This is a genomic window from Sphingomonas sp. Ant H11 (genome assembly GCF_000797515.1).
Taxonomy (GTDB): Bacteria; Pseudomonadota; Alphaproteobacteria; order Sphingomonadales; family Sphingomonadaceae; genus Sphingomonas.
This window is the reverse complement of sequence record NZ_JSBN01000099.1, coordinates 23,384-37,317: the sequence shown is the minus strand read 5'-3', so window position 1 is coordinate 37,317 and position 13,934 is coordinate 23,384. Positions and strand designations below refer to the sequence as shown.

The following is a 13,934-nucleotide window of genomic DNA, read 5'->3' as shown; positions in this document are numbered from 1 at the left end:
CGCGCTTCGAAAGCCCCTCCCCTAACCCCTCCCGTAAACGGAGGGGAATATAAAAGCGCCGCCTCGCCGAAGCCTCCGGCCGCCGCGGCGAGCGCCTCGCCGGCTGGTGGCTCCGCCTCAAAGGCTGGCGCATCCTCGCCCGCCGCGTCCGTACCCCCGCAGGCGAAGTCGATCTGATCGCCAAGAAAGGTACCCTCGTCGCCTTTGTCGAGGTCAAGCTGCGCGCCACCGCCGCCGAGCTCGATTTCGCGATCGACGAGCGCCGCCTCGCCCGCGTCGCGGCGGCGGCCGAATATCTGATGCCAAGCTATGCCGATCCGGGCGACGACATTCGCGTCGATGTCATCCTGCTCGCGCCGGGCACGCGGCCCCGCCATATCGAGAATGCCTGGATCGGGTGACTTTGGCGGCGGACGCCCCTAGAGGTCGCTCGCATCCAAACCCGTCGCCAGCGATCGGGTATCGAGACGGAGAATCTCATGTCGCTCACCGTTGCCGTCCAGATGGACCCGATCGCGCATATCAACATTGCCGGGGATTCGACCTTCGCGTTGATGCTCACCGCGCAGCAGCGCGGGCACAGGCTGTTCCACTATAATGCCGAAGACCTGAATTATGCCGATGGCCGGGTGTGGACCAAGGCTGATCCGGTCACCGTGCAGCGCGTCGTCGGCAATCATTACAGCTTCGGCGAAGCCATCAACCTCGATCTGGGCGAGGACGCCGATGTCGTGCTGATGCGGCAGGATCCGCCCTTCGACCTCGGCTATATCACCGCGACGCATCTGCTGGAACGCATCGCGCACAAGACGCTGGTGGTGAATGACCCGGCCAGCGTGCGCAACGCACCCGAAAAGGTGTTCGTGCTCGATTTCCCGCAGTTCATGCCGCCGACGCTGGTGACGCGCAGCCTTGACGAAGCGCGCGCCTTTCTCGCGCAGCACGGCGAAATCGTCATCAAGCCGCTGCATGGCAATGGCGGCAAGGCGATCTTCAAGGTCGGGCAGGATGGCGCGAACCTGTCGGCGCTGATCGAGGTGTTCAACACCATGTGGCGGGAACCGCACATGATCCAGGCGTTCCTCCCCGCCGTTGCCAAGGGCGACAAGCGCATCGTGCTGGTCGATGGAGACGTCGCGGGCGCGATCAACCGCTTACCTGGCGAAGGCGAGATCCGCTCCAACCTCGCGGTCGGCGGGTCGGCGGTGAAGACCGAACTGACCGAGAAAGAGCGCGAAATTTGCGCGGTGCTCGGGCCGGAACTCAAAAGGCGCGGGCTGCTGTTCGTCGGCATCGATGTGATCGGCGGCGAGTGGCTGACCGAAATCAACGTCACCTCCCCCACCGGCATCGTCGCGATCGAACGCTTCGACGGCACCGATGTCGCCGCCCTGATCTGGGATGCGATCGAGCGGAAAGTTGCGGCATAGCCATCGTCACCCCGGGCTTGTCCCGGGGTCCACCATGGTATCAGCCACCGGCCGGAGCGCGCGGCACGGTGGATGCCGGGACGAGCCGGCATGACGGAGTGATGCGTGACCGAATTCATCATCAACCTCACGGCGTGGGGCGGCTATTTCGGCATTTTCCTGCTGATGGTGCTGGAGAACGTGTTCCCGCCCATCCCGTCCGAAGTGATCATGGGGCTGGGCGGTATCGCGGTCGCACGCGGGCAAATGGAGATGGTTCCGCTGATCGTCGCGGGCACGGCGGGGACGGTGGTCGGCAATTATTTCTGGTACTGGATCGGCTGGCACCTCGGCTATCAGCGGCTGCGCCCGTTCGTCGATCGCTATGGCCGCTGGCTCACGCTCGATTGGGAGCACGTCCTGCAGCTCGAACGCTTTTTTCAGCGTCACGGACAATGGGTGGTGTTCGTGTTCCGCTTCATGCCCGCCTTTCGCACAATGGTGTCGCTGCCCGCGGGCATGACGCGGATGCCGCGCGCACGCTTCCTGGCCTGGACGGCGGGCGGCGCGGCGATCTGGGACACCTTTCTGGCGAGTGCAGGCTATTATCTCGGCACCAACTTCCGCGAGCTGGATGCGTTCATCGGCCCCGCGACGATGGCGACGATCGGGGCGGTCGGCGTGTTTTACGTCTGGCGTCTGCTGCGCTGGCAGCCGCGTTGCTAGGCACGCGGATGCGCGTTGCGGTACACATCCAGCAAATGCGCCGCATCGACCTGGGTATAGATTTGCGTGGAGCTGAGGCTCGCATGGCCGAGCAATTCCTGCAGCGCACGCAAATCCGCCCCGCGCCCCAGCAAATGCGTGGCGAAGCTGTGGCGAAGCGCGTGCGGCGTGGTGCAATCGGGCAAGCCGAGCCGCACGCGCGCGCGCTGCACCGCCAGCCGGACGAGGCGCGGCGATAGCGGCCCGCCCTTTGCCCCGCGAAACAGCGGCGCGTCACGCGCGGTGCCATAGGGGCTGAGTGCGACATAGGATTCGATCGCCGCCCGCACTTGCGGCAGCAGCGGCACGATCCGCGTCTTGTCGCGCTTGCCCGTCACGCTCAGCGTCGCGCCCAGCGGCAGAATTGCCCCCGTCAGCCCCAGCGCCTCGGCCACGCGCAGCCCCGCGCCATACAGCAGCAACAGCACTGCCAGATCGCGCGCACCGATCCACGGTTCGGCGGCGTCCTCCGCGACATCCTCGGCCAAAGCGACCGCCTCGTCGGGCGAAACCGGGCGCGGCACCCCCTTTTTCACGCGCGGCCCCTTCAGGCGCGGCGTCGTCCCCTCGCCCACCGCAAACGCCAGGAACCCGCGCACCGCCGACAATTCGCGCGCCGCCGAGGCATTGCCGATGCCGCCTTCGCCCCGGCGCGCGGCAAGAAAGGCGCGCAGATCGGCCGCGCTCACCTTGGCCAGCATGTCGCGCTCCACCGCCGCGCCCCAATGCGCCTGCAGAAACGTGCACAGCCGCACCGCCGTCGCCTCATACGCGCGCACGGTATGCACCGAGCGCCGCCGGTCGCGCGCGAGATGGGCGGCATAAAGGCCGGGGAGTTCGCTCATCGCTGCGGTGTAGCGCATCGAATGGGGCAGGTAAGCCCCTCGCCTTCTGCCAAGCGGCGCATGGCCCCCCTTTGCCGCACGCCCGCAACCCGCCATATGCTCCCCATGTCCCGCGCCCGCGTCCTCGTCATGAATTCCGCGCTCGGCCCGCTCGATTACCGCGTGCCGCACGGAATGCAGGTCGAGCCCGGCTCGATCGTGATCGCACCGCTCGGCCCGCGCCAGTTGGTCGGCGTGGTGTGGGAGCCGGAGCGGATGCCGTCCGATGCCGAGGTCGGCGACAATCGCTTGCGCAACCTCATCGGCGTGTTCCCCGCCGCGCCGCTAACCGCGCCTTTGCGTAGGCTGATCGAATGGACCGCCGATTATTATCTCGCGCCCCCCGCCGCCGTGGCGCGGATGGCGCTCGCCTCCAGTTCGGCGCTGGAGGGGGCGAAGACCGTCACCGAATATCGCGCGACCGGGCTGTTGCCCGACCGCGTGACGCCGCAGCGCGAGCAGGCGCTCGAACAGATCGGCACCCATCAGGGCCTGATCCGCGAACTGGCGGCGATCGGCAATGTCTCCGACGCGGTCATTCGCGGTTTGGCCAAGGTCGGCGCGCTGGAAGCGGTCGAGGTCGATATCGACAGCCCGTTCACGCTGCCCGATCCCGATTTCGCAGCGCCCGCTTTGTCACCCGACCAGCGCGCCGCCGCCGCCACGTTGGTGGCGGGCGTCACCGCGCGCGCCTTCGCGCCGACGCTGCTCGATGGCGTCACCGGCTCGGGCAAGACCGAGGTTTATTTCGAGGCGGTCGCCGCCGCGATCCGCGAGGGACGGCAGACGCTCGTGCTGCTCCCCGAAATCGCGCTGACCGAACCCTTCCTGACGCGCTTCGCCGCGCGCTTCGGGGTGAAGCCCGTCGCTTGGCACTCAGGATTGCGCCAATCGCAACGCCGCCGCGCGTGGCGCGCCATCTCCAGCGGGCAAGCGCTGGTCACCGTCGGCGCGCGCTCCTCGCTGTTCCTCCCATACGCCAATCTCGGCCTGATCGTGATCGACGAAGCGCACGAGACGAGTTTCAAGCAGGAAGAGGGCGTGCATTATCACGCCCGCGACGTGGCGGTAATGCGCGCCAAGTTCGAACAGATTCCGGTAATCCTGGCGTCCGCCACCCCCGCGATCGAAACCCGCCAGCAAGTGGCGCTCGGCCGCTATGCCGAGGTGAAATTGCCCGGCCGCTGGGGTGCCGCCGAAATGCCTGCGATCGAAGCGATCGACCTGATCGCCGAGCCGCCGGAACGCGGCCACTGGATCGCCCCCCGTCTGGTGGTGGCGATGCGTGAAACACTGGCGCGGCACGAACAATCTTTGCTGTTCCTCAACCGGCGCGGCTATGCCCCGCTGACCTTGTGCCGCACCTGCGGTCACCGCTTCCAATGCCCCAATTGCACCGCCTGGATGGTCGAGCATCGTCTGGTCCACCGCCTCGCCTGCCACCATTGCGGCCATACCGAGCCAGTCCCGACAGTTTGCCCAGAGTGCCAGAGCGAGGACAGCCTGGTCCCCGTCGGCCCCGGCGTCGAACGCATCGCCGATGAAGTAAAGGCGCTCTTCCCCGACGCGCGTACCGCCGTCATCACCTCCGACACGATCTGGTCGCCCGCCAAGGCCGCCGAATTCGTCGCGCGGATGGAGGCGCATGACATCGACATTATCGTTGGTACACAATTGGTTACCAAGGGTTATCACTTCCCCAATCTGACGCTGGTCGGCGTGATCGACGCCGATCTCGGCCTCGACGGAGGCGATCTGCGCGCGAGCGAGCGCACCTTCCAGCAAATCTGCCAGGTCGCCGGGCGCGCCGGGCGCGGTGCCAAGCCCGGCCATGTCTATATCCAGACGCACAGCCCCAAAGCGAGCGTGATGCAGGCGCTCGTCTCGGGCGATGCCGAGGCCTTTTACGCCGCCGAGACCGAGCATCGCCGCGAGGCAGGCGCGCCCCCCTTCGGCCGCTTCGCCGGGATCATCGTGTCGAGCGAAGACCAGAAGGCCGCGCTCGAAACCGCCCGGCTGATCGGCCGCAGCGCGCCGCATCATGAGGCGATGGAAGTCTACGGCCCCGCACCCGCCCCGCTGGCGATGCTGCGCGGGCGACACCGCTTCCGCTTGCTCGTCCATGCCAAGCGCGCGCTCGACGTGCAGGACATCATCCGCGACTGGCTCGGCGGACTCGACTGGCCGAGCAAGGTGCGCGTCGTCGTCGATGTTGACCCGTACAGCTTTGTATGAGGCCCCCCGTCCCTTCTGACCCGTAACGTCGCTATCGTCCTCGATTCGACGGATTTTAACCCAATGGACTGCAACGTGGCTTGACTTGCCACGCCGCGCATCTATGCCACGACGCACTGCCAGCTTTCCGTTTACGTAAATGTTACCGAGGCGGAATGACACCCAGGCCACCCTGGGCACGCAGTTCACGACCGTAAGAATACGGCGCTGGATAATAATTTCCGCCTGGTCGCGGGTGTTGGAGAGTGAAATATGTCGCTATTGATTCTTGGTGCGCTGTTAGCTGGTGCCCCCGTCGCCGCCGATACCGCCCTTGGACGGTGGAAGACCGAAACCCACAACGCCATCGTCGAGATCACACGCTGCGGCGAATCGATCTGCGGCAAGATCCTCACCTCGGATATGATCCGCAGCAATCCCGCCTTGAAAGACGCGAAGAACGCCAACGAAAAGCTGCGTTCCCGCCCGCTCCAGGGCCTGTTGATGTTGAGCGGCTTCAAGTCCGAAGCAGGCGGCGTGTGGAGCGATGGCCAAGTCTATAATGCCGAAGACGGCAAGACCTATAGCGGCAAGATCACCCCTGTCGGCACGGACCAGTTGAAGCTGCGGGGCTGCGTCTTCTTCCCGCTGTGCAAAACCCAAACCTGGACCCGCGTGCGCTAACGCCACGCCCGTTCTCTACCCCCAACGATACTCAGGAATTTTCAATGTCGTTTCGTATCAAAGCTCCGCTGCTGGGCGCGACCGCGCTCGTCTCCGCTTTCGGCTTCCAGGGCATCGCCCATGCCGATGCCTTTTACCTGGAGGCGCAGTCCGCCATTGGCGCGGGTCGCGCCTTTTCGGGTGAAGCGGCCGATCGTGGCCCCGCGTCGCTGTGGTGGAACCCGGCGGCGATCGCCGGCATCACCGATCCCAGCGCCGCGATCAGCGCCACCGCGATCCTGCCCAAGGGCGACGTGATCGACAATGGCACGCTCATCCGCCGTCCGGGCCAGTCGTTCGTGCCGGTCGGCGGCAATGGTGTGTCGCGTGATCCGATCAGCAATGGCGTGCTGCCGAGCGGCGCATTCGCCTATCCGATCACCGATCGCATCGCGGTCGGCGTCGCGGTAACCTCGCCGTTCAGCTTCACCACCGATTACGATGCGAACAGCTGGGCACGCTATAGCGCCGACAAGACCCGCCTGCGCACGATCGACATCCAGCCTTCGATCGGCGTGAAGGTGACCGATTGGCTAAACGTGGGCGGCGCGCTCAACGTTGAATATACCGATGCTTATCTCAGCAACGCGTTGCCCAACGTGCTCGCGTCGCTGCCCGATGGCAGCCAGACGCTGAAGGGTCATGGCTGGGATTTCGGCTGGACCGCAGGCGTGCAGTTGCACAACGACGTCGTCACCGTCGGCATCAGCTACAAATCGAGCATCAAGCATACGTTGACGGGAAATCTCAACGTGTCGGGGTTGGTCGGTCCGCTCGCCGGGTCCAACACGTCGCTGTCGGGCGTGCAGGCGCAGTTCAACACGCCGGGGCAGGTGATCGTCGCCGGCCGCTTCCGCGCCACCAACGCACTGACGCTCAATGCTCAGACAGTCGCCTATAACTGGAGCAAGTTCGACGCGATCCGGCTCGGTGCACCGCTCAATGTCGCGCTGCCCGAGAACTATCGCGACAGCTTCAGCGTGGCGGGCGGCTTTGATTATGCCGTCAGCCCCAAAGCGACGCTGCGCGCCGGGCTTCAGCGCACGATCACGCCGACGCAGGACGGCCTGCGCGATGCCCGCGTGCCCGATTCGGACCGTTGGACCTATGCGGCGGGCGGCAGCTATCAGTTGAACCGGCACATGACGATCGATGCCGGTGCGAATTACGTGAAGTTCGACGACGCCACGATCGACCGCGTGACCGCAGCCTATGCCGGCACCGCCGCGCAGACGCCGATCCTTACCAACGGCCTGCTGCGCAATGCCCATGCGATCGTCCTGTCGCTTGGTGGCCGCGTAACCTTCTGACGCATCCCTCCCCCTCCGCCAGCATTGCCTGGCGGAGGGGGGATCGGAGGACCGCCTTCGCCCGAAAGGACGACGCGGATTGCGGTCATTCGGTCACTTTCCTCTGTCTTATCGCGGCCTCGGCTGGCACAGAGCGCGGACATGGTCGCCGCAATCCTGTTCCACCTTTCCCGGTCGCTTTGGCAAAGGGCATGGCCCCTTTGGGCCGCCCTCCCCACGGCGCTGCTGCTGTGCTCGCTCGCGGGACCAGCCCGTGCGGACGATATCTCCGCCACCGCCCGCGGCGTCGTGCGCGTCGTCACCATCGCGATCGTCGATGACGAAGTGGTCGGCTTCGGCCATGGCAGCGGCTTCGCGGTCGCGCCCAACCGCATCGTCACCAACGCCCATGTCGTTGAACTGCTGACGCGCTATCCCGGCAATGTCGTAATTGGCATCGTGCCGTCGGAAGGCAGCAAGAGCTATCAGGGCAAAGTGATCGCGATCGACACGGTCCATGATCTCGCGCTGATCGAATTTTCCGGAACGCCGCTTCCGCCCGTGGCGCTGTATACCGGGCTGGTGTCCGAAGGCGGGATGGTCACCGCGCTCGGCTATCCCGGCAATGTCGATCTCGCGACCGCGCGCTCGGCGGTCGATTACATCCATCCACTCTCGCCGATCCGCACCGAAGGGGTGTTCTCCGGGCGTCGGCAGATGTCGGGGACCGACGTGCTGCTGCACACAGCGGGCATCGCACGCGGCAATTCGGGCGGGCCGCTGCTGGATCCGTGCGGGCGCGTGATCGGCGTCAACTCGGCGATCACGCGGGGTGAAGAGGGCGATTCGAGCTTTGGCTTCGCGATCGCCGACAGCGAACTTGCCGCCTTCCTCACCAAGGCCAAGCAACCCTTCCAGGCGGTTGGCATGCCCTGCACCAGCATCGCCGAGATCGACAAGGCCGAGCGCGAAGCGACGCACAAGCCTCCGCCGAGGCCGACACGGCCAAGCGCGACGCGGCCGGCAAAGCCGTGCTGGCGCGCGAGGCAGCGCTGACCGCCGCCCGCGACGCCGCTGACCGCCACCGCGAGAACGTCATGGCAATCGCAACCTTGATGCTGGTACTGGGCGCGATGGCCATTGGCGCAGGGGGCCTGCTCGACGCGCAAGCGATGCGGCGCAAGGCGATCTGGGCCTGGGCAATCGGTGGTCTGGTGATGGTTGGCGCAGTGGTCGTGTTCGAGCTGCGCCCAACCGGCACCGTCTCGCTTCCCGCCGCGACACCGGCGGCGGTCGTGCCGCTCGCCCCGACCGTGTCCTCCACCACGCCGCTCGGCAAATTGCAGTGCCGTTTCGTACCCGAGCGGAGCCGCGTCGTCTCCTCGTCCACCACCGACCTTACGCTCGACTGGGGCAAGGCCGGCTGCATGAACGGGCGCGTCCAATATGCCGAAAACGGCAGCAAGTGGGACCGCATCCTCGTTCCCGCCGAGGAACAGACCGTATCGATCTTGCAGTTCGACCCGGCGACGCTCAGCTATGTCACCACCCGCTATTTTCTGGGTGCGGCCGAGATGGACAGCGTGCGCAAGATCCGCAGCCAGGTGACGGTGAAGGCCTGTTCCGCCGACGAAGCAAGCCGCGCCAATCTCGCGACCCAACAATCCGCTATTCGCACCGCCCTGCCCGCCCAGCCCAATGAGAAGATCGTCTACCGCTGCACCCCAGCATCGGGTGCGGCGACCTCAGGCGGCTGACACGCGATCCACCCGGGCGGCAAAGCAGCCGGGTTTGGCATTGTGGACGTGGAGATACGCGACGCGCGGATCCGAGAAGAACCCATCGATCGCGGTGGCGAGCCCGCTGCCGTCGATCACATCCGCGTCCAGCATCATCCCGGCCGCATCGAACGCGCGCACCGACAACAGGCGAATCGCCAGTTGCTCGGGAATGCTGTTGACGAACACCGCCGCAGTCTCGGCCCCTTCGCGAACGAAAATCGCGTGGCACGAGCGATAGGGCGTGGCGACCGGCAGATGCTCGTAATTGAGCAACAGCACCGTCTCCCCGACCGCCGCATCCTCCAGCGTCACGCGGCACGGCGAACCGGGCGCAGCCTCCACCACCATGCGGATCGCTCCCTGCGCTGCCAGAGCCGCATCGCTCTGTCCGTAAAGGTGCCGAAAGGGCGCGGGGTCGATTCCCGCAATCACGAAGCCGCTCATTTCACCCGCTCCCGCGTCCGCAGCGCGACCTTGCGGTCAATCCCATAAGCATAGCCGCCCAGCGTCCCGTCGGTGCGCTGCGCGCGGTGGCACGGCACGATGATCGACACCGGATTGGCACCGCACGCCGTCCCCGCCGCGCGCACCGCCTTGGGGTTGCCAACCGCCGTCGCCAGCTCGGCATAGCTGCGCGTCTCGCCCAACGGGATCGCGCGCAGCGCCTGCCAGATCGCTTCCTGGAAAGCGGTGCCTTGCACGTCGAGCGGCAAATCGCGGTCGCGATCGGGCGATTCGACGCTTGCCACCACCTGCGCCGCCAGATCGGCCAGCGCGGCACCACCCGGCACGATCTCGGCATGCGGGAAGCGCGCGCGGAGCGCCGCCTCGCCCTCGTCAAACGAGACGCGGCACAACCCCTTGTCGGTCGCGGCCACCAGCATTGCGCCGAGACTGGTATCGGCCACGGTCCAGCGGATCGTTACCCCCGCCCCGCCGCGCTTCCACGCGCTCGGTGTCATGCCCAGCCGCTTGGCCCCGCCATCATAAAAGCGGCTCGGCGCGGAATAGCCTGCCTCGTAAATCGCCTCGGTCACGCTGGCGGTACGCGCCAGCGCGCGCGCCGCGCGCTGCGCCATCAGGCCGCGCGCATAGGCCGCCGGGGTCACCCCGGTCGCGCGCTTGAACAGACGGTGGAAATGATGCGGCGCATAGCCGACCTGCGCGGCGAGATCCTCAAGCGGCACCACTTCCTCGGCCCCCTCGATCAGCGCGACCGCGCGCGCACCGCGATCCGGTCGCGCCGACCGCGTCGGGGACACAACGCAGGCACGCCCGGAACCCCGCCGCGCGTGCCTCCTCGGGCGTGCGGTAGAAGACGATATTCTCGCGCTTCGGGTGACGCGCCGGACAGCTTGGCTTGCAATAGATGCCGGTGGTTTTCACCGCGCCGACAAAGCGCCCATCGGAATGCCGGTCGCGCGCTTCGAACGCTTTCCAGGCGGCGTCGGGATCAAGGGGGAGGGTTTCGGTCATGCGACGATATACGCATGGTCCCGATGCGCCCACATCCCGTGGCTTGCGATCAAAGCAGCGCGCTCAACCGCCATTCGCTTCGAACAGCTCCAGCGTCCGTTCCTTGGCCAGATCGGCGCTTGGCTCGTGATAATCCTTGCGGCGATCCGAATTGAAGCCGTGGCCTGCCTCATACACATAGACCGTCGCCTTGGGCCACGCCTTGGCGATCACCTTTTCGACCCCATCCATCGCGATATGGTCGTCATGGCGGCCGAAATGCAGGATGACCGGGACCTTCGGTTCCTCATCCGCCGCATCGGGGATCAAGCTGCCATAATAAGCCGAGGCGGCGGCCACATTATGCAGGCGCGTCGCCGCGAACCACGCGACCGATCCACCATAGCAATAGCCGACCACGAACACCGGCCCGCGCCCGGCCAGCGCGTCGATGCAGGTCTGCACGTCGGCAAGCGTCAGATCGAACGGGTGCAGCTCACGCGCGAGTTGCACGCTGCGGGCAAACCCCTCGCCGGTATAGTCAGCCTCGAAGCCAGGATGCTCGCGGTCGAACAGCGCGGGGGCCAGCACTTCATAACCGTCGGCGGCATATTCCTCGCACAAATCGCGGATATGGTCGGTGACGCCGAAGATCTCCTGGACCAGCACGAGCCCGCCCTTGCGTCGCCCGGTCGGCTCGGCGTGATAGACGCCGATCTCGGCACCGTCCGACATGATCTTCTTTTGCATCTGGCCGGTCATAGAATCGCTCCGCCTCACACCCCTGCGGCGCAATCGCTACCAACATTGCGACCGGCGCGAAAGCGGCGCGTCAGGCCGCGCGCACATCCGCGATCAAGCGGTTGATTTGCGTGCGGAGCCGTTCGACGCCGCCCGCCACATCCTCGGCGGTGCGGGTGACATGGTCGGCGGTGTAGCGCGAGCGTTGCGCACGGTCGCGTAGGGTCTGCATGTTGGCGGCGGCATCGGCGGTGCCATCCTCGACCTCGGCGATCGCGAGCGCGATCGCCTGCGTCATGCCGCGCTGCTGGTCGACCGCCGCCGCAACATTGGCCGAGGATTGATCCAAATCCGCCACGAGCGAATCCACCGATTCGATCGTGGCAAGGACAGTGTCGCTGGCGGTACGGACGGCGGCGAGGCGTGCCTCGATCCGGCCGGCGGCGGACTGGGTCTGGCGCGCAAGCCCCTTCACTTCGTCGGCGACGACGGCAAAGCCGCGCCCCGCCTCGCCCGCCCGCGCCGCCTCGATCGTGGCGTTGAGCGCAAGCAGATTGGTCTGCCCCGCCACCGCCGTGATCATGTCGAGCACGGTGGCGATTTCCACCACCAACGCGCCCAGCGATTCGGCGCGATCCCGCCCCTCGAGCGTGCGCGCCCGCACCGTTGCCACGCTTGCGCGCGATTCGTTGGCGGCGCGGCTGATGCGGTCGATCGCGCCGGCCAGCGCCGTTGCCGAATGTGCGATGGTGCGCGCGTTGGTCGCGCTTTGCTCGGTCAGCGCGGCAGTCGCCATCGCTTGTTCTTCGGTGGTGCCCGCCTCGCCCGCCATCGCCGCTGCCGTCTCGCGGAGCGCGGGGCCAGCCGACACCAACTGACTGACCGAAGCGCCCGCTTCCCCTTCAAACACGCGGAACAGCGCATCGAGATGCGCCGCGCGGCGGGCACGGGCGGCATCCTCGCGCCGTTCGTTCGCACTCAAGGCGTCGGCGGTGCGGCGCGCCTCTTCACTCAGGCGCCGCGCATCGGCTGAGCGTTGCCGGGCGAACGCCAGCGCGCGCGCGATTTCGCCAATCTCATCGCTGCGATCGAGCGCCGGGATAGCCACGTCGGCGCGGTCGAGCGTGATGCTGCGAGTCGCCTCCGCAATCAGGGCGAGCGGCTGCTCGACCTGGCGGGCGAGCATTCGCATCCCCCAGAAAGCGACGAGGATCGCCGCCACCGTCACCAGCGCGACCAGAATATAGACTTGGCCAAACCCGGTTTCGAGGGCGCTGCGTTCGCGCAGCGCATCCGCACGGAGATCGGCGATCAGCGTCGCGCTTGTTCCTGTCAGCGGATCGATCGCCGCGTACAACGCGCCGCTGACGAAAAAAGTCGAGCTGATCGGTGCGCCCTGCCCGCAGCAGGACCAGCAGCTTGTCGAGCGCCGCGTCGGCGTCATGCCGCGCCGAATCGACCTTCGCCACCTCATCGGCCCGGCGCGTGTCCAGGTTGTGATGGACGAAGGCGTCCCAGCTCGAAGCGATTTCTGCCCGATTGGCCTCGATCGTCGCCACTGCGCCCGAAGCCGACAGATTGCCGCTGCGTACCTTGTGCGCGGTCAACAAGGCTGTGGCGTAATTGGCGTTGACGCGTTGCAGTTCGCCGATCGGATAGAGCCGGTCCATGACCAGCGTGCGGACCCCGTGGCTGGTCGCCAGCGTCGTCCCGATCAAGGCGAGTGCGAGCATCGTCTGCATGGCCAGCAACGCCCAGACGATCCGCCGCAATTGTACGCGGATGTTGCCGCGACCTGTTTGCCAACGCAAAAACAACAGGCTCAGTCGAGCCGGAAGGACGAATAGCGAGCGGGGCAGCGCGATACGGTTCATGAATCTCGCTATGGCCGCCAAGGCGCGAACAGATGGTTAAGCCAATGTTACACTTGTGTGAAATACGAACAAAACGCTGGCCAATGCGTCGCGGACGTGGTGCGCGCTTTCGACGTCCGCCGCATGACTTGCATCGCGCCCTACCCAATGCTAACCGCCCGCCAACCCATCTGAAGGCGCATTCCCCAACGCCCTCTATTTGCATGGGGCCACCATTCGTGCCCAAGAGGACCCCAATCGCGTGGAGACATCCGGCGGTATTCAAGCAAGCTTAAGCGGACGCTATGCGACCGCGCTCTTCGAGCTTGCCCGTGACAGCAAAGCCATCGATGCGGTCGAGGCGAGCCTTGGCCGCGTTCGCGCCGCCATCGCGCAATCGAGCGAATTCGCGCAGCTGATCGGCAGCCCGGTCGTTTCGCGCGCCGACGCCGCACGCGCGGTCGCAGCGGCAGCCGAAATGATCGACGTGGACGACACCACCGCCAAATTCCTCGGCGTGCTCGCCGAGAACCGGCGGCTGTCGCAATTGCCCGCAATCATCCGCGCGTTTCGCGGCCTCGCCGCGCGGCATCGCGGCGAAACCACGGCGGAGGTGACCTCGGCACATCCGCTGACCGACGATCAGGTCGACGCGTTGAAGCTGCAATTGCGCACGCGCATCGGCACCGATGTTTCGGTCGATCTCGCGGTTGACCCCACCCTCCTCGGCGGTCTGGTTGTCCAGATCGGTTCGCAACGGATTGACTCGTCGATCCGCACCCGTCTCAATACTCTCGCGCACGCGATGAAAGGTTAAGTC

12 protein-coding genes and 2 pseudogenes are annotated in these 13,934 nt (G+C 66.3%); 9 read left to right on the top strand and 5 right to left on the bottom strand.

Features of this window, described 5'->3' with window-relative positions:
- Positions 1-56: 56 nt before the first annotated feature.
- The 3 genes and pseudogenes from NW75_RS23985 to NW75_RS17065 form a co-directional block, all read left to right on the top strand.
- Positions 57-401: pseudogene (locus NW75_RS23985) on the top strand (YraN family protein); the annotation flags it as partial.
- 78 nt (positions 402-479) lie between these two features.
- Positions 480-1,430, top strand: a complete 951-nt coding sequence (gshB, locus tag NW75_RS17070) for a glutathione synthase (protein WP_033966364.1) — start codon at positions 480-482, stop codon at positions 1,428-1,430.
- A 105-nt stretch (positions 1,431-1,535) separates the two neighbouring features.
- Complete coding sequence (locus NW75_RS17065; RefSeq protein WP_033966363.1) at positions 1,536-2,135, top strand: DedA family protein; 600 nt, start codon at positions 1,536-1,538, stop codon at positions 2,133-2,135.
- Here NW75_RS17065 and NW75_RS17060 read toward each other — a convergent pair.
- Positions 2,132-3,019, bottom strand: coding sequence for a tyrosine recombinase XerC (locus tag NW75_RS17060; RefSeq protein WP_033966368.1), 888 nt, complete (start codon positions 3,017-3,019; stop codon positions 2,132-2,134). The two genes, NW75_RS17065 and NW75_RS17060, sit on opposite strands and share 4 nt — an antisense overlap.
- A gap of 105 nt (positions 3,020-3,124) precedes the next feature.
- Here NW75_RS17060 and NW75_RS17055 point away from each other — a divergent pair, with 105 nt between their 5' ends.
- The 5 genes from NW75_RS17055 (at position 3,125) to NW75_RS27910 (ending at position 9,041) form a co-directional block, all read left to right on the top strand.
- Positions 3,125-5,293, top strand: coding sequence for a primosomal protein N' (locus NW75_RS17055; protein ID WP_081988806.1), 2,169 nt, complete (start codon positions 3,125-3,127; stop codon positions 5,291-5,293).
- A gap of 252 nt (positions 5,294-5,545) precedes the next feature.
- Complete coding sequence (locus tag NW75_RS17050) at positions 5,546-5,956, top strand: DUF2147 domain-containing protein (protein ID WP_033966360.1); 411 nt, start codon at positions 5,546-5,548, stop codon at positions 5,954-5,956.
- A 44-nt stretch (positions 5,957-6,000) separates the two neighbouring features.
- A complete protein-coding gene (locus tag NW75_RS17045) occupies positions 6,001-7,305 on the top strand; it encodes an OmpP1/FadL family transporter (RefSeq protein WP_033966359.1) in 1,305 nt (434 codons plus the stop codon).
- 141 nt (positions 7,306-7,446) lie between these two features.
- Entirely contained in the window at positions 7,447-8,340 is an 894-nt protein-coding gene (locus tag NW75_RS27915) for a S1C family serine protease (protein ID WP_331386178.1), read from the top strand.
- On the top strand, positions 8,316-9,041 hold the full coding sequence (locus NW75_RS27910; RefSeq protein ID WP_331386177.1) for a hypothetical protein: 726 nt from the start codon (positions 8,316-8,318) through the stop codon (positions 9,039-9,041). Before NW75_RS27915 ends, NW75_RS27910 begins: the two co-directional genes overlap by 25 nt.
- Here the strand turns inward: NW75_RS27910 and NW75_RS17035 are convergent.
- The 4 genes and pseudogenes from NW75_RS17035 to NW75_RS17020 form a co-directional block, all read right to left on the bottom strand.
- Positions 9,030-9,509 (bottom strand): DUF1203 domain-containing protein, encoded by a 480-nt coding sequence (locus NW75_RS17035; protein ID WP_033966357.1) that lies wholly within the window; start codon positions 9,507-9,509, stop codon positions 9,030-9,032. The two genes, NW75_RS27910 and NW75_RS17035, sit on opposite strands and share 12 nt — an antisense overlap.
- Positions 9,506-10,541, bottom strand: a pseudogene (gene ada, locus NW75_RS17030) (bifunctional DNA-binding transcriptional regulator/O6-methylguanine-DNA methyltransferase Ada). Before ada ends, NW75_RS17035 begins: the two are co-directional and overlap by 4 nt.
- Positions 10,542-10,604: 63 nt before the next feature.
- Positions 10,605-11,282 carry a dienelactone hydrolase family protein gene (locus tag NW75_RS17025; protein ID WP_033966356.1) on the bottom strand — a complete coding sequence of 226 codons (678 nt, stop codon included), beginning with the start codon at positions 11,280-11,282 and terminating at the stop codon, positions 10,605-10,607.
- A gap of 70 nt (positions 11,283-11,352) precedes the next feature.
- On the bottom strand, positions 11,353-12,705 hold the full coding sequence (locus tag NW75_RS17020) for a methyl-accepting chemotaxis protein (RefSeq protein ID WP_231565273.1): 1,353 nt from the start codon (positions 12,703-12,705) through the stop codon (positions 11,353-11,355).
- Between the two features lie 671 nt (positions 12,706-13,376).
- Between NW75_RS17020 and NW75_RS17015 the strand changes: the two genes are divergently transcribed.
- Entirely contained in the window at positions 13,377-13,931 is a 555-nt protein-coding gene (locus NW75_RS17015) for a F0F1 ATP synthase subunit delta (protein WP_033966355.1), read from the top strand.
- Positions 13,932-13,934: the final 3 nt, after the last annotated feature.